The sequence below is a fragment of the Ilumatobacter sp. genome (assembly GCF_030065885.1).
GTDB lineage: Bacteria > Actinomycetota > Acidimicrobiia > Acidimicrobiales > Ilumatobacteraceae > Ilumatobacter.
The window spans coordinates 1-15,784 of the sequence record NZ_JASJCS010000133.1; the positions used below are offsets into that span (position 1 = coordinate 1).

17 protein-coding genes are annotated in these 15,784 nt (G+C 69.4%); 14 read left to right on the forward strand and 3 right to left on the reverse strand.

Features of this window, described 5'->3' with window-relative positions:
* Positions 1-318: 318 nt before the first annotated feature.
* A complete protein-coding gene (locus QNJ12_RS20675; RefSeq protein WP_300625571.1) occupies positions 319-588 on the reverse strand; it encodes a WhiB family transcriptional regulator in 270 nt (89 codons plus the stop codon).
* Between the two features lie 507 nt (positions 589-1,095).
* Between QNJ12_RS20675 and QNJ12_RS20680 the strand changes: the two genes are divergently transcribed.
* From QNJ12_RS20680 to QNJ12_RS20725, 10 genes are all read left to right on the forward strand, one after another.
* Positions 1,096-1,368 carry a hypothetical protein gene (locus QNJ12_RS20680; RefSeq protein WP_300625572.1) on the forward strand — a complete coding sequence of 91 codons (273 nt, stop codon included), beginning with the start codon at positions 1,096-1,098 and terminating at the stop codon, positions 1,366-1,368.
* A 16-nt stretch (positions 1,369-1,384) separates the two neighbouring features.
* Entirely contained in the window at positions 1,385-3,472 is a 2,088-nt protein-coding gene (ppk1, locus tag QNJ12_RS20685; protein WP_300625574.1) for a polyphosphate kinase 1, read from the forward strand.
* A gap of 229 nt (positions 3,473-3,701) precedes the next feature.
* Complete coding sequence (locus tag QNJ12_RS20690) at positions 3,702-4,790, forward strand: substrate-binding domain-containing protein (protein WP_300625576.1); 1,089 nt, start codon at positions 3,702-3,704, stop codon at positions 4,788-4,790.
* Between the two features lie 110 nt (positions 4,791-4,900).
* Complete coding sequence (pstC, locus tag QNJ12_RS20695) at positions 4,901-5,860, forward strand: phosphate ABC transporter permease subunit PstC (protein WP_300625578.1); 960 nt, start codon at positions 4,901-4,903, stop codon at positions 5,858-5,860.
* The gene (gene pstA / locus QNJ12_RS20700) at positions 5,860-6,804 is read left to right on the forward strand and encodes a phosphate ABC transporter permease PstA (protein WP_300625580.1); all 945 of its coding nucleotides are present in this window, start codon (positions 5,860-5,862) and stop codon (positions 6,802-6,804) included. Before pstC ends, pstA begins: the two co-directional genes overlap by 1 nt.
* Positions 6,805-6,841: 37 nt before the next feature.
* Positions 6,842-7,684 (forward strand): phosphate ABC transporter ATP-binding protein PstB, encoded by an 843-nt coding sequence (gene pstB / locus QNJ12_RS20705; protein WP_367281827.1) that lies wholly within the window; start codon positions 6,842-6,844, stop codon positions 7,682-7,684.
* Entirely contained in the window at positions 7,684-8,409 is a 726-nt protein-coding gene (phoU, locus tag QNJ12_RS20710) for a phosphate signaling complex protein PhoU (protein ID WP_300625582.1), read from the forward strand. The genes pstB and phoU overlap by 1 nt, the downstream gene beginning before the upstream one ends.
* A gap of 2 nt (positions 8,410-8,411) precedes the next feature.
* On the forward strand, positions 8,412-9,572 hold the full coding sequence (locus tag QNJ12_RS20715) for an ATP-binding protein (RefSeq protein WP_300625583.1): 1,161 nt from the start codon (positions 8,412-8,414) through the stop codon (positions 9,570-9,572).
* A complete protein-coding gene (locus tag QNJ12_RS20720) occupies positions 9,569-10,297 on the forward strand; it encodes a response regulator transcription factor (RefSeq protein ID WP_300625585.1) in 729 nt (242 codons plus the stop codon). The genes QNJ12_RS20715 and QNJ12_RS20720 overlap by 4 nt, the downstream gene beginning before the upstream one ends.
* Before the next feature lie 70 nt (positions 10,298-10,367).
* Positions 10,368-11,534: an MFS transporter gene (locus QNJ12_RS20725; protein WP_300625587.1), complete on the forward strand. Its 1,167-nt coding sequence runs from the start codon at positions 10,368-10,370 to the stop codon at positions 11,532-11,534.
* A gap of 136 nt (positions 11,535-11,670) precedes the next feature.
* Here QNJ12_RS20725 and QNJ12_RS20730 read toward each other — a convergent pair whose 3' ends face one another.
* On the reverse strand, positions 11,671-12,879 hold the full coding sequence (locus tag QNJ12_RS20730; RefSeq protein WP_300625589.1) for a zinc-dependent metalloprotease: 1,209 nt from the start codon (positions 12,877-12,879) through the stop codon (positions 11,671-11,673).
* Between the two features lie 76 nt (positions 12,880-12,955).
* On the opposite strand from QNJ12_RS20730, the gene QNJ12_RS20735 reads away from it, so the two are divergent.
* Positions 12,956-13,993 carry an NAD-dependent epimerase/dehydratase family protein gene (locus QNJ12_RS20735; RefSeq protein WP_300625591.1) on the forward strand — a complete coding sequence of 346 codons (1,038 nt, stop codon included), beginning with the start codon at positions 12,956-12,958 and terminating at the stop codon, positions 13,991-13,993.
* Here QNJ12_RS20735 and QNJ12_RS20740 read toward each other — a convergent pair.
* On the reverse strand, positions 13,953-14,561 hold the full coding sequence (locus QNJ12_RS20740; RefSeq protein WP_300625593.1) for a hypothetical protein: 609 nt from the start codon (positions 14,559-14,561) through the stop codon (positions 13,953-13,955). The genes QNJ12_RS20735 and QNJ12_RS20740 overlap by 41 nt on opposite strands.
* 207 nt (positions 14,562-14,768) lie before the next feature.
* On the opposite strand from QNJ12_RS20740, the gene QNJ12_RS20745 reads away from it, so the two are divergent.
* The 3 genes from QNJ12_RS20745 to QNJ12_RS20755 all read left to right on the forward strand — a co-directional run.
* On the forward strand, positions 14,769-15,266 hold the full coding sequence (locus tag QNJ12_RS20745) for a molybdenum cofactor biosynthesis protein MoaE (RefSeq protein ID WP_300625595.1): 498 nt from the start codon (positions 14,769-14,771) through the stop codon (positions 15,264-15,266).
* Entirely contained in the window at positions 15,263-15,691 is a 429-nt protein-coding gene (locus QNJ12_RS20750) for a hypothetical protein (protein ID WP_300625596.1), read from the forward strand. Before QNJ12_RS20745 ends, QNJ12_RS20750 begins: the two co-directional genes overlap by 4 nt.
* On the forward strand, positions 15,681-15,784 hold a 104-nt coding region (locus QNJ12_RS20755; protein WP_367281828.1), incomplete at its 3' end, for a rod shape-determining protein. The genes QNJ12_RS20750 and QNJ12_RS20755, both read left to right, overlap by 11 nt.

Sequence of the window (15,784 nt, forward strand, 5' to 3'; positions counted from 1 at the left end):
CCCCGACCGAGGCGCCGACGCGCCTCCGCCGACACGCGCCCCATGGGCAGGGCGCAGCGACCCCCGCCGAGGATGAGGGCTTGAGCCTTGGCTTTGCCGTGTGCGCAGCCTGTTCGATCGACGGCGTGCGGTGGGCGAGCGTCGAAGCGGCTGCGCGTCGGGCGCCGTTGCGGAGACGGCGAGCTGCGGCAGGCGAAGCCGGTCATCTCACACGAACCAGATCGCGCCCGCACGGGCGGGGAGGCGAGGAGCGCAGCGACGCGAGCCCCGCAGCTTCGGTAGGCGAGGGCTACCAGCCCGAGCCCGTGCGCAGCCCGTTCAGTTCGCCGCGGCTTCGAGGCGGCGCCGCTTGAGGATCCGGCGCCGCTCGCGCTCGCTGCAGCCGCCCCACACACCGTGCTCGATTCGGTGATCGAGGGCGTGCTCGAGGCAGGTCTCCTTGACCGGGCAGCCGGCGCAGATCTTGCGGGCCTTGTCGACGCCCACGCCGTCGCTGGGGAAGAACGTTGCCGGCGGATACATCCGGCAGAGGCCGTCGGCCATCCACGCGGTCGGGGAATCGGGATCGGGGAGGGGGGTGGTGTTCATGTCCTCATGTCTCCTCGTGGTCGACGACCTCGCGGCCGATGGCTCGTCCCGAACCGCCGGTCGACGTCGCCTGCTCATACCCAACTAGACGTTCGCCGGAGCCGTACGGTTCCCGCTTGCCGAGTCAGCGTAATCGAACTGTAATAATAAGTCCACCGGTTCCCGGAGATCGCTGTCGTTTGGTCACCATTTCGTCATGTCTGCGGATGTGTCTCGGCGAGCGCGACCACCGGGTCAACGCTCCCCGTCCACCCTGGAAACCCGCTCGCCCATCGGCGATGTTCCCGCCGGCCACCACGTGGGGCCCGTCCCAGGTCGGGTCTCGGCCGTTCCTTCCCATCGGCGATGTTCCCGCCGGCCACCACGTGGGGCCCGACCCAGGTCCGGTCTCGGCCGTTCCTTCCCATCGCTGGTGTTCCATGCTGGCCACCACGTGGGGCGCGTCCGCAATTCCGGTCACGGCCGTTCCTTCGTCGGGCCGGACGGCCGACCGGTACACTCGCCGGAATGTCCGACGTCGTCGAAGAAGCCGCGCCACGTGCCCATGCACGCATCGTGTACCTCGGTCCCGTGTCCCCCCACTGGGAGGTCTACGGCGACTGGGGCGAGCGGCAGATGCTCGACGAGTTCCGAGCCCGAGCGCTGGCTCGCCTCGTCCTCCTGCCCCGCGACGACCCGCAGTTCCGCCGCAACAAGGAACGCATCAACCGCGATGCCGAGCGTGAGCTGATCTCGCTCGAATGGGAGCTCGGGCTGCCCGAGGACGACGAACAGGAGTGAGCCCGGGGAGGCGCCGGTGACCAACACGATCGAATCCGCCACGATCGGGGTCGAGACACATCGCCTCCTCAACCGCGAGCTGAGTTGGCTCGAATTCAACGACCGGGTGCTCACGCTGGCCACCGAGCCCGGTATCCCGCTGCTCGAACGGGCGAAGTTCTGTGCGATCTTCTCGAGCAACCTCGACGAGTTCTTCCAGGTCAGGGTCGCGGCACTGCGCGACCAGATCGCCGCCGACATCGACGAGCCGAGCTGGGACGGCCGCACGCCGCTGCAGCAGCTCACCGAGATCACGGCGCGCGCCAACCAACTCATCGAGCGGCAGGAGTCGATCTATCTCGACGAGCTGAAGCCGGCGCTGGCCGCCGAGGGCGTCCACATCGTGTCGTGGACCGACCTCTCCGAGACCGATCGCGAGCAGATGCGCGAGTACTACGACCAGCGGATCTTCCCGGTGCTGACGCCGCTGGCGGTCGACCCCGGCCACCCGTTCCCGTACATCTCGAACCTCGCGCTCAGCATCGCCGCGCACGTCGCCGATCCGAAGACCGGCGAGAGTCGATTCGTCCGGCTGAAGGTACCCGACGTGTTCGACCGCCTGATCGAACTCGAGGGTGGGAGGTTCGTGCCGTCCGAGGAGGTCGTCGCCGCCCACCTCCACACGCTGTTCGTCGGGATGGTCGTCGAGAACTGGACCATCTTCCGCGTGACCCGCAACGCCGACCTCAGCCTCGAAGAGGACGAAGCCGACGACCTGCTCGAGGCCGTCGAGCTCGAGCTCCGCAAGCGGCGCTTCAACAAGGTCATCCGGCTCGAGGTGCTCGACAGCATCGACGACGAGATGCTGGCGCTGCTTCTGCGCGAGCTCAACCTGGACGAGCGCAACGTCTCCCGACATCGCGCGCTCCTCGATCTCGGCTGCCTGATGTCGCTGCTCCGGATCGACCGGCCCGACCTGAAGGATCGTGCGTGGCCGCCGGTGACACCCGGCCGGATGGTCCTCGCCGAGGAGAACGGCCAGTCGGTCTTCTCGGTGATGCGCGAGCGGGCCGCGCTCGTCCACCATCCGTACGAGAGCTTCGCCAGCAGCACCGAGGCGTTCATCGAGCAGGCGGCCGACGATCCGCAGGTGCAGTCGATGAAGATGACCCTGTACCGGGCCGGTGGCGACAGCCCGATCATCCGCGCCCTCGTCCGCGCGGCCGAGTCCGGCAAGCAGGTCGCGGTGCTGGTCGAGCTGAAGGCGCGCTTCGACGAGGAGAACAACGTCCAGTGGGCCCGCCAGCTCGAACGCGCCGGCGTGCACGTCGTCTACGGCATGGTCGGCCTGAAGACCCACTCGAAGACCGTGCTCGTCGTGCGCGACGACGGCGACCGCCTGCGGCGCTACTGCCACATCGGCACCGGCAACTACAACTCGAAGACGGCCCGCATCTACGAAGACCTCGGGTACCTGACGTGCGATCCCGACATCGGCGCCGACGCGACGCAGCTGTTCAACCATCTGACCGGGTACAGCCGCAGCGAGGAGTACCGCACCCTGCTCGTCGCGCCGCGCGATCTGAAGCGTCAGCTGATCGACCTCATCGAGCGTGAGGCGGCGCTCGGGAGCGAGGGTCTGATCACGCTGAAGTGCAACTCGATCGCCGACCGCGACGTCGTCGAGGCCCTGTACGCCGCCAGCGCGGCCGGCACCAGGGTGCAGGGCATCGTCAGGGGCATCTGCACCCTGCGAGCCGGTGTGCCCGGGCTGTCCGAGAACATCTCGATCCGGAGCATCCTCGGGCGATACCTCGAGCACAGCCGGATCTACCGCTTCGATCACGGCGCGGACGACGGGCCGGTCCACCTGATCGGTTCGGCCGACCTGATGCCGCGCAACCTGCGACGCCGTGTCGAGGTGCTGGTGCCGATCGAACACCCGAGGCACCGCGAGTGGCTCGACCAGGTCTTCGAGTTCGACCTCGCCGACGACATCGTCCGGTGGGAGCTGCAGCCCGACGACACCTGGCTGCGCCGAGGCCCTGCCGGCGCCTTCGAGCCCGACGCCCAAGAACGCATGTATCGCTGGGCGGTCGAGCGGCAACACCAGAACCGACTCTGATGTTCACCTGATTGTGCGAATCGTCACGATCGGCGATCGCAGGTGACGTCGAGGTGAACGTGGGCTGAACAACACCAGCTCACCGTGGTGGTTGGTGAACGCAACTGTTCAACGACCGTTCACCGGATGCCCCCGTGTCCGTTCATCTGCGCTCCCTACGGTCTGGCCGTGGGAACGCGCCCGTGCGTTCCGCCACCCACGTGAACACCCCTTCGATTGGAGTACACCCGTGAAGACTTCTTCCCAGCGGCTCGCCGCGGCCGCGATGGCAGCCACGTTGGTCCTCGCCGCGTGCGGCGACGATGACGACGACGCCACCGACGACACGGTTGCCGACGACGGCGACGACACCGCCGCCGGCGCCGACCTCTCGGGCAGCATCTTCGTCTCGGGTTCGTCGACCGTCGAGCCGATCTCGATCGCCGTCGGCAACGCCTTCGCCGACGCCAACCCCGGCGTCGCCGTGACCGTCGAGGGCCCGGGCACCGGCGACGGCTTCGCCAAGTTCTGCAACGGTGAGACCGACATCTCCGACGCCTCGCGGCCGATCAAGGGCGAGGAGGCCGAGAACTGCGCGTCGAACGGGATCGAGTTCATCGAGCTGACCGTCGCCGTCGATGGCCTCTCGGTCATCACGTCGGCCGAGAACGATGCGGTCGAGTGCCTGTCGTTCGTCGACCTGTACGCGCTGCTGGGCCCCGACGCCACCGGCATCGGCAACTGGGCCGATGCGTCGGCCGCGGCCGACGAGATCGCCGCAACGGTCACCGACCTCGGTGCGGTGAACACGCCGTACCCGGACGCGTCGCTCACGGTGACGGCACCGGGTGAGGAGTCCGGCACGTTCGACAGCTTCGTCGAGATCGTGATCGAGGAGGTCGGCGACGCCGTCGGGGCCGAGGATCCCAATGTGCGCCCCGACTACACCGCGAGCCCGAACGACAACGTCATCATCGAGGGCATCTCGGCGAACGCCACGTCGCTGGGTTGGGTTGGCTTCGCCTTCGTCGAGGAGAACCTCGACGTCGTCAAGCCGCTCGCCGTCGACGGCGGGAGCGGTTGCGTCGAGCCGACGCCCGACACGATCGCCAGCGGTGAGTTCCCGATCGCCCGTGATCTGTTCATCTACGTCAACACCACCAAGCTCGACGAGAACCCAGCCCTCGCGCCGTTCGTCGACTTCTACGTCAACGAGGGCATCACGACGCTCGTCGGCACAGGTGAGGGTCAGGTGCCCTACGTGCCGCTGAGCGCCGAGGCGCTCGCCGAGACGCAGGGCGCGTGGACCGATCGCACCACGGGCACCCGTCAGGGCTGAGCCCTTCCCCTCAGGCCAGCCGTGAGTCGTCGGGTGGGCCATTCGTGGCCCACCCGACGAACCTCTAGGATCAGCCGGCCGACCGAATCGCGACGAGCAAGCGAGACCCGATGACCGCCACGTCCCTCCAACGAGATGCTCAGCCGAGCATCGACTTCACCACCAGCCCGGGACGGCGTCGCCGAGACCAGTCTGCGCGCTGGGTGTTCCGGTCGGGTGCCGTGGCGACGTTGCTCGTCACGATCCTGATCATCTTCACCCTCGTCTTCGACGCCTGGGAGTACCTGTCGAAGCTCGCCGACACCGAGGACGGCCTCGGCGCACTCACCGAGATCGGATGGTTCCCGCGCCGAGGTCTCTACGACATCGGCACCCTGGTCGTCGGCACGTTCATCGTGACCGGGATCGCGATGTTGGTCGCCGTACCACTCGGGCTCGGCGCCGCGATCTACCTCGCCGAGTACGCCCGGCCGGGCGTCCGGCGGGTCGTCAAGCCGGTGATCGAGGTCCTCGCCGGCATCCCCAGCGTGGTGCTCGGCTACTTCGCGATCTCGTTCATCAACCCCGAGTTGGTCGTGCGGATCTTCAGCGGTGCCAACAAGGCGTTCACGCTCGCGGCCGCCGGCGTCGGCGTCGGCATCCTGACGATCCCGATCATCGCGTCGGTGGCCGAGGACGCACTCCGGGCCGTGCCGCTCTCGCTCCGCGAGGCCTCGTACGGTCTCGGTGCCGAGCGGATGCAGACCACGTTCCGGGTCGTCTTCCCCGCGGCGATCTCGGGCATCGTCGCCTCGCTGATCCTGGGCATCTCGCGGGCGATCGGCGAGACGATGGTCGTCGCGATCGCAGCGGGCGCGGTCGGCGGCGGGCTGTTCCGGCTCACGCCGCTCGAGCCCGGTCAGACGATGACAGCGGCGATGGCGGCGCTCGGCTTCGGTAGTGACCAGGTCGCGGGCGACAACCTCGCGTTCCAGAGCCTCTACTTCATCGGGCTCCTGCTCTTCATCATGACGCTCCTGCTCAACGTGCTGAGCGACTGGCTCGTCAACCGGGTGCGGGAGGTGTACTGATGCCGCTCACGACCCCGTCGAACGTCGGCGCCGCCACCGCTCGCAGCGTCACCGGCGGCCTCACCAAGCGCGGGCTCGACGTCCGCAGCAAGATCATCGAGGTCGCCCTGATCGCGATGCTCGCCCTCTCGCTGCTGGTGCTGCTCACGCTGATCGTCGACCTCCTGTTCCGGAGCTGGTCGGTGTGGACCGACCGCCCCGGTGACTTCCTCTCCACCAACCTGAACTCCCAGTCGGCTGCCGATGCCGGGATCGGGCAGGCGATCCGCGGCACGGTGATCCTGTGCCTGGTCGTCACGGTGGTGGCCTTCCCGCTGGGCATCGCGTGCGCCGTGTACCTCGAGGAGTACGCCGGGCGGTCGTGGTTCGCCCGCATCACCCGCGTCAACGTGCGCAACCTGGCCGGTGTGCCGTCCATCGTCTACGGACTGCTGGGGTTGGCGATCTTCGTCCGGGCGCTCTCGGGCATGAACGGCGGCCGCAACGTGTTCGCCGGCGGCCTCGCGCTGTCCGCGCTCGTGCTGCCGATCGTCGTCATCACCACGTCCGAGGCGTTGCGGGCGGTCCCGCGCAGCATCCGCGAGGGCGCGCTGGGCGTCGGCGCCACGCAGTGGGAGACGATCCGCAGCCACGTGTTGCCGTCCGCGGCGCCTGGCATCCTGACGGGCACGGTGCTCTCGCTGGCCCGAGCCGCCGGCGAGGCGGCTCCGGTGCTGCTGGTCGGGGCGGCGACCGGTCTGCTGCGCACCGGCGATCAGAGCCTCTGGGAGCAGGTCCAGGGACCGTTCACCGCGCTCCCGGTCGCGATCTTCTCGTACGCTCGACAGCCCGGGGACGACTTCCGATCGCTGACGGCGGCGGCCTCGATCGTGTTGCTCGTCGCGGTCCTGTTCATGAACGGCGTGGCCATCTGGCTTCGCAACCGATACGAGAAGAAGTGGTGAAATGGTGGTACCGGTACCCGAAGCGAAGGCGGCATCCGTGAGCGAGCAGGAGATCAAGGTCGACACCGAGCGGTCGGCGACCGAGCCCGACGACGCGTCGATCGTCTTCGAGACCCGCGATCTCGAGGTGTACTACGGCGACTTCCGAGCCGTGCAAGACGTCAACCTCGACATCCGCCAGCACGAGATCACCGCCTTCATCGGCCCGTCGGGCTGCGGCAAGTCGACGGTGCTGCGCTGCTTCGACCGCATGAACGACCTGATCGAGTCGGCTCGCGTCGAGGGGTCGATCCTCTACCACGGCGTCGATCTGTACGGACCGAACGTCGACCCGGTCGAGGTCCGCCGGCGCATCGGCATGGTGTTCCAGAAGCCGAACCCGTTCCCGAAGTCGATCTACGACAACCTCGCGTTCGGCCCGAAGCTCGGCGGCATCAAGAAGAAGTCCGAGCTCGACGACATCGTCGAGGAGTCGCTGAAGGCGGCGGCCCTCTGGGACGAGGTCAAGGACCGTCTCAAGTCGTCGGCGCTCGGTCTGTCGGGCGGTCAGCAGCAGCGCCTGTGCATCGCCCGCTGCGTGGCGGTCAAGCCCGACGTGATCCTCATGGACGAGCCGTGCTCGGCGCTCGACCCGATCGCCACGTCGCGGATCGAGGAGCTCATGCAAGAGCTCACCAGGGACTACACGATCATCATCGTGACCCACAACATGCAGCAGGCCGCTCGCGTGAGCGACCGCACGGCGTTCTTCGTGACCGAGGTCAACCCCGACGGCGATCGCCGCACGGGCCGGCTGATCGAGTACAACCCGACGACGAAGATCTTCTCGAACCCTGACGACGAGCGAACCGAGCAGTACGTCACGGGGCGGTTCGGCTGATGGTCGACCACGACCTTCGCCCCGACTTCCATCACGAGCTGGAGGACCTCCGCAACGAGGTCGCTCGCCTCGGATCGTCGGTGGTCGAGCTGATCCCCCGCGTCACCGACATCCTCCTGCAACAGGACCTCGAAGGCGCCGAGTACGTCCTGCGCGCCGACGACGAGATCGACGCTCGATCGATCGACATCGAGGAGAAGGCGCTGACCCTGCTCGCCCTGCAGGCGCCCGTCGCGGGCGACCTCCGCCAGATCGCGGCGGTGCTCAAGCTGGCGCCCGAGATCGAGCGCTCGGCCGACCTCTGTAGCAACCTCTGCAAGGCCGCCCGGCGGATCTACGGTCACGGGCTCGACCCCAAGCTGCGCGGGATCATCCAGCGGATGAGCGACCAGGCCCACCAGGAGTACAAGGAGGTCATCGAGGCCTACGTGGCCGTCGACGAGGTGCGGGCCGCGGCGATCCCGAACATGGACGAGTACCTCGACGATCTGCATCGCCAGCTGATCCAGCAGATCTTCGAGAGCCACGCGGCCGGCACGATCGACGTGCAGGTCGGCGTGCAGCTCGCGATGGTCGCTCGCTTCTACGAACGGCTCGGCGACCACGCGGTCAACTTCAGCCAGCGCGTCCTCTACATCGCGACCGGTTGGCTGCCCGAGCACGATTCCGCCCGCCGGCATCGTGACCGTCTGGCGTCCAACGTCGAGGAGCAGGACGGGGGCTGACCATGATGGTGCTCCTCGGCCTCGCAGGAGCTCTCGTCGCATTCGGAATCGGCGTCGCGGTCGGCCGTTCGGGACGGCGTACCGAGCCTCCAGAGCCCCGCCAGGCCCCGGCCCCGGCCCGTCCGTCGTACGCCGACCTGATCGACGATCACCCCGTCGGCGTGCTCGTGGCCGATCCGGCGGGCAAGGTCGAGTACCGCAACAAGGCCGCGCTGGGTCTGCAGGGCACACATATCGGCGTGCTGGTCGACGAGGCCATCGAGCGGCACATCGAGCTCGGGCTCGAGGGCACGGCGAGCGACGAGGTGCTCGAGCTGTACGGCCCGCCCAAGACCGTGCTCGTCGTCGATGCCCACCCGACTCCCAACGGTGGTGCGGTCGTCTTCGTCGAGGACATCTCGGAGCGCCGCCGGATCGACCAGATCCGGACCGACTTCGTCGCCAACATCTCCCACGAGCTCAAGACCCCCGTCGGGGCCCTGTCGGTGCTCGCGGAGACGCTGGAGGAGGAGACCGACCAGGAGACGACGCAGCGCGTGGTGCGGCGGATGATGGGGGAGGCGAGTCGTGCGTCGCGCACCATCGACGACCTCATGGAGCTGTCCCGGATCGAGCTGGGTGGTGAGCGGACGATCGAGGCGGTGCGGGTCGCCGACCTGGTCGACACCGCACTCGGCCGCGTGACCGAGCTCGCCAAGCAGCGCAACATCCGCATCTCGCTGCTCGACGCCGTCGACCCGCACGGTTCTCGGCCCGACACCTCGGTGATCAGCGGCGACCGTCGACAGTTGACCTCGGCGCTCGGCAACCTCGTCGAGAACGCCGTGAAGTACAGCGAGCCGGGTGGCCTCGTCCAGGTCCGGAGCCGGCGCGACGGGAACTGGGTCGAGCTGATGGTCATCGATCAGGGCGTCGGCATCCCCCAGCGCGACCTCGATCGCATCTTCGAGCGTTTCTACCGGGTCGATCGAGCCCGGAGCCGCGGCACGGGTGGCACGGGGCTGGGCCTCTCCATCGTGCGCCACGTCGCCACCAACCACGACGGCGAGGTGCTCGTCACGTCGACCGAGGGCGAGGGCAGCACCTTCGTGCTGCGGCTCCCGGCGGCGATGCCGTCGTCGGACCATCAGAACGCCAACGAACACGACGAGGGAGTCGCGTGAGCCAGCCAACCATCTTCGTGGTCGAGGACGAGGCGAGCTTCGTCGAGGCGCTGCAGATCGGCCTGTCCAGGGAGGGCTTCCACGTGGAGGTCGCGACCGACGGCGTCGAAGCGCTCGAGCGGTTCCCGACCGTCGACCCCGATCTCGTGCTGCTCGACGTGATGCTGCCGCGGGCATCCGGGATCGACGTCTGCCGGCAGATCCGCAGCACGAGTGCCGTGCCGATCATCATGGTCACCGCCAAGTCCAGCGAGATCGACACCGTGGTCGGCCTCGAGGTCGGCGCCGACGACTACGTCACCAAGCCGTACCGGATCCGCGAGCTCGTGGCGCGCATCCGCGCCCAGCTCCGGCGCTCCTCGATGGACGTCACCGGCGAGATCGAGCGCCCGGCCGTCCCGTCGAGCGAGATCCGTGTCGGCGATGTCGCGCTCGATCCCGAGGAGCATCGAGTGTCGGTCGACGATCGAGAGATCTCCCTGCCGCTGAAGGAGTTCGAGGTGCTCCACCTCCTCCTCGCGAACGCCGGCCGGGTGCTCACCCGCGAGACGTTGATCGACCGCGTGTGGGGGAGCGACTACGTGGGCGACACGAAGACCCTCGACGTGCACATCAAACGCCTGCGGTCCAAGATCGAGGACGACCCCGCAGCACCGTCGCGGATCGTGACGATCCGCGGGCTCGGCTACAAGTACGAACGGGCCCCGACAGCGTCGGTGCCCTGACCGTCTGCCGGCCGACGGGAGGCCGGCCGGCGGCCGCCTGGCGACCGGGGTCGTCCCCTACGATCGGCGCGTGGTCGCGGCACCCCATTCGAAGTTCCAGCAGCTCGCGTTCACGCATGCCGCCGTCGTCGCCGGCGAGGCCGCGATGGTCGTCGCCCTCGCGGACTCGTTCTTCTTCGACGTCGACCCCAACGACGCCCGCAGCCGGGTCCTCGGCTTCCTGCTGGCGAGCTTTGCGCCGTTCCTGATCGTCGCACCGATGATCGGCCCGCTGATCGATCGGGTCCGCGGCGGTCGCCGGTTCATCGTGCAGGCGGTGGCCGCCAGCCGCATCGGCCTCCAGCTCGCGATGATCCCGTTCGCCGACGAGATCGTGCTGTTCCCGCTGGTCTTCGTGGCGCTCGTGCTGCAGAAGACCTATGCCGTCTCGAAGTCGGCCCTCGTCCCGGCGGTGGTTCGCAGCGAGCTCGAACTGGTCGAGGCCAATTCCAAGCTCGGTCTGATCGCCGGTCTGGCGGGGGCCGTCGCCGTGCTGCCGGCCGGCGCACTCCAGCTCGCGATCGGCACGCCGGCGACGCTGGTCTACAGCGCGTCGATGTTCGCGGTCGCGCTGTACGCCTCGTTCCGGCTGCCGAAGGAGCTCGTCGTCCGTCCCGACACGCCGTCGGCGGCCAGCCCTGACGTCTCGACCACGAGCCTGCAGCTGGCGTGGGTGGCGATGTTGATCCTGCGGGCGGCGGCAGGGTTCATGCTGTTCCATCTGGCCTTCTGGTTCCGGACGCAGGAGGACGGCCGCGTCCTGCTCGGGGCGGCGATCGCCCTGTCGTCGCTGGGGACGTTCGCCGGGAACGCGATTGCGCCGCGGCTGCGGCGGACGCTGCACGAGGAGCGGATGCTCGTCGTGGCGCTCGGCCTGCCGGCGCTCGCCGGGTTCGTCGCGGCGGTGCTCGGTACGAACGGCGCCGGCATCTCGGTCGCCGTGGTGGTGGCGTTCTCGGCGGCGATCGGGCGGCTGTCGTTCGAGAGCATCGTGCAACGCGACGGCCCCGAGACCAACCGTGGGCAGGCGTTCGCCCGGTTCGAGACCCGGTTCCAGCTCGGCTGGGTGATCGCCGCGGTGCTGCCGGTGCTCTTGGAGATCCCCGGCGGCGTCGGCTTCCTGCTCGTCGGCACGGTCGCCGCTGCAGCCGAGGTCAGCTACATCGCCGGCGTCCGCACCGACGGCGTCCCGGCCTAGCCCACTGGGAGAAGGGAGCGACACCGCCAACGCTCATCGCACCGGCCGATCGCGTCGCACAACTGCGGCGGGCGAGCGTCGAAGCGGAGGCGGCTGCGCCGGAGCGGAGATCGCGAGCTCGTGAGGCGGAGCCCGATCAGCTATCGCCGAGGCGGGCGATCCAGAGCCCGGGTGCGTCGATCTCGCTCGGTGTCGGCATCGACTCGGGTCGGTCGAGGAGCTCGGTCAGGCCGACCTCGCCGACGCGGTCGACGACCCCCTGCACGAACGACTTGCCGCGGAGCACCTGGTCCTCGCCGACGCGGATGCCGAGCAGCTTCTCGACGAACACGTCGTCGGGCGTGCTCTCGACACGGCGCCGTCGCACCGCCTCGGCGATCCGCAACGCCTCGCCGCCGACCACGCGTGCTGCGACCGCGTCGACGACCCAGTCGGTGTAGCCGACGACGGCGGCGACGGCGGCATCGAGGCGCGGCTGCATCTCGATCTGCTCGGGCGAGCGGACTGCGCCGAGCAGGACCTCGGGGTCGGAGAACGCCTGCTGGAGCGCCTCCATCGGATCGGACGAGCCCGACAGCGGGTCGACGTTGCCGAGCTTGTCGGCGATCGCCGACGGATCCGGCCGGAAGCCACTGACGTGCCGGCGGACCAGCGCGGCGAGCGTCTCGCTGATGTGGGGGAGCGAGAACACCCGGTAGCCCGACAACTCGTGGGCGAGGACCCACAGCCGCATCTGGTCGAGCGGGATGTCCCAGTCGGCGGCGAACTCGTCGATGGTGCGCCCGACGAGAACCACCTCGGGCTTGCCGCGGGGGATCGGCAGATCGTGCAGCCCGAACACGCGCTGCGAGAGTGCGCCGACCATCGAGCCGACCGACATGCCCATCATCGCCGGCGCCATCATGCGGCTCAGTCCGCTCATCATCTGCATCATCGGATCGGCGGCCTCGTCGTCGGCCGCCTCGAGGTCGTCGTGCTGTCCGAGCGACGTCGCCATGTCGGTGAACAGCGGCCGGTAGGCGTCGAGCGTCTCGCTCGCCCATTGCCCCCGGGTGACGATGCGCGGTTCGGGGAACGTGGTGTCGGTGCCGGTGACGTCGTTGACGTGCATGCCGGCGATGCGGGCCAGGTCGATGTACGCGATGCGCACCGCCGGATCGACGTTGCTCTCGGGCTGGCCCTGGGTGGCGCCGAGCATGGCGAACTGACGCGCAGCGTCCCAGTTGAGCGGACCCTGCCCCTGCAGTGCCCGCGCGATGTCGCCGAACATCGGGAACGACGCGAACGGGTTGATCTCCTCCCCGGGCTCGTCGTCGCCGGGCGGGTCGGTCGGGCCATCGGCCATACCTCGATGCTACGCCCGCCGGCATCGTTTCCCCGCCGGGCCGTGCCGTGACCGGCGGCACCGGTAGCGTCGCCGTGTGGCCACCCAGACACGGATCAGCCGGGACGCCGCTGCGAGCGAGACCCGCAACGTCTACGTCCGCGGCGTCCGTGGAGATCTGGGTTGGCGCGCCGCCGCCGCACTACGTGACCAGGACGGCGTCGCCATCGTCGTGGCGACCGGCGACATGCCGGCCGACACGCATGCCGGACCGTTCGACACGATCGTCGACATCGGGCTCAGCGACCACGACGTGATCGGCAGCCGGGGTCAGAGCGTCACGGTGGGCGTCGCCGACCTGCTCGCGGACGCCGACGCCCTCGACGTCGCCCAACTGGTCGTCGTGTCGTCGGCGTTGGTGTACGGCGCGCTGGCCAACAACCCCGTCCCGCTCACCGAGGACGCCGTGCTGCGGCCGGACCCGACCTTCGTGTACGCCCGCCAGCTCGCAGCCGCCGAGGCGACCGTCGAGGAGTGGCGCGCAGCGCGGCCGGGGCGCACCGTCGCGATGTTGCGGCCCGCCGTGCCGATCGCGGCGGGCGGCACGTCCTCGCTCGCCCGGGCCCTGACCGCGGGCTTCGGTCAGCGGTTCGGGGAGGCAGACCCCGGTGCTCAGTTCGTCCACCACGACGACATCGGGTCGGCGGTGGCCCTCGCCGTCGATCGCAGGTTGGACGGCGTCTACAACGTCGCGCCCGACGGCAGCATCCCGGGCGATCGCGTCCGCGCACTGACCGGGGGTCGGGTCCGGCTCCCGTTGCCCGACCGGCTCAACGACGTGATCGGCAACCTCCGCTGGCGGTTCCAGCGGGGCCCGATCCCGCCGGGTCTCCGTCCGTACACGCGGCACCCGTGGATCATCGCCAACGACAAGCTGCGCGCCGAGGGCTGGGTGCCGACGGTCACCAACGAACAGGTCTACGTCGAGGGCACCGAGGCGAAGTGGTGGACGATGGTCACGCCCAAGAGGCGGCAGGAGATCGCGCTCGGCGGGATGATCGGGCTGCTGGGTGTGGTCGTGCTGGCCGCGGCAGTCATCGGCCGTCGCTGGTGGCGGCGGCGAGATCCCCGCTGACACTGACGACCTCGAGGCTGCCGTCGCCGCGGCGAAGACTGCACAGGCCGACGAGGTTGCCCTCGTCGTCGAGCACCGCCGTCCCCTCGTGCACGTTCAACGTGTCGACGTCGGCGAACGCCACGGTCACCGGCGGCGTCGCCATGACCGTGACGATCTCGTCGTCGTCGGGCGTGTCGCTGGCGATCGCGAGCCCGGGACCGCGACCGTCGACCTCGACAATGACGAGGTCGCGATCGGAGGCCACGACGAGTCCAGGCTCGACCTCGCCCGTGGAGAACCGGACGTCGACCGTCGAGCCGTTGGCCGCCCCGACCGCCGATGCGGTCAGCAACGCGAGCCGGCCGTCGCCGACCGGTGTCGCCAGGGGGTCGTTGCGCTGGGTGGCGGGGCGGCTGATCGCCGTGACACCGGCGACGGCCTGGGGTCGTACGGATTCGGTGAGCCTCGCCGAGCCGCTCGTGGACGCCGGAGTCGCGAGCGTGGTGCTCGCGCTGACCGCGACCGGCGACTCCTGGCGGCGCGGCGTCACTGTCAGGATCAGGATGCCGACGGCCAGGAGGCCCACGGTTCCGGTCGTCAGCGCGAAGAGCCGGGTCGAAGGCGCCGCCGCTTCGGCACGCGCCAGGTCGCGTTCGGCTGCGGCAACTTCCGAGGGATGACGCCACGTTCGCTCATGGGGAGGAAGGGGGCCTCGTTCCACAAGGTCGAGATCGTAGTGAAAGGGCAACGCCCGCGGACGTCGCGCGTCATGGTCGTTGGCTACGATGCCCCTGTGCTCGCACCCCGAGAAGGCGACAACTGGCTCGGCCTGACCGCTGACGAGCTTCCCATCGGTGCCGTGTACGAGTGGTGCGTGCGACCCGATTGCGGCGCCGTGGTCTTGTTCAGCGGCACCGTGCGCGACCATGCCGAGGGGCGTGACGGTGTCGAGCATCTCGAGTACGAGGCGTACGACGAGATGGTCGCACCGAAGCTCGCCGAGATCGTCGCCGAGACCCGCGCCCGCTGGCCCGAGGTCGGCCGGATCGCCCTGGTGCACCGCGTCGGACGGCTCGTGCTCGGTGAGAGCTCGGTCGTCGCGGCCGTGTCCGCGCCCCATCGTCCCGAGGCGTTCGCCGCCGCGAGGTTCGCGATCGACGCGCTGAAGGTCTCGGTGCCGGTCTGGAAGCGCGAGGTGTGGACCGATGGCGCCGACTGGGGTACGAACGCTGCCGATCTGACGGCGGCGAGCGAGGTCGCGAGCCCGACCGCGCCCGGAGCCCCTGAGTGACCCTGATCATCCTGCTCGTCGTGGCCGCGGTGATCGTCGGCGGGCTGGCGTTCCTGGTCAGCCGGGCACGCAGCCCGCACGACGGGGTCGCCAGCTTCCGCCGGCAGATCGACGCCCTCTCGCCCGAGGCGCGCCGGCCGGTCCTCGACCGTCTGCAGCAGCCCGATGGCGGGGTCGACGCCGCACCTGTCACCGGCAGCGCGGTGACCCCGCGGCCGACCACGGCGGCACCCCCGAGCGCCGACGGCGACGACACCGAGCCGCCGGTGGTCGATGAGGCCGGCGACGCCGATCAGCGCGCCGGCGACGAGCCCGGCACCGACGAGCGCAACGCTGCAGACGAACAGGTGAGCGGCGGGCCCGATGAGGCCGCCGAGGGCGACCAGCGTGACGAGGGTGATGAAGGGGACGACGATGGCACGTGACCTTGCGATCGACCTGGGCACGGCGAACACACTCGTCTACATGAAGGGCCGCGGCATCGTGCTCAACGAGCCGTCGGTGATCGCCCTCAACCG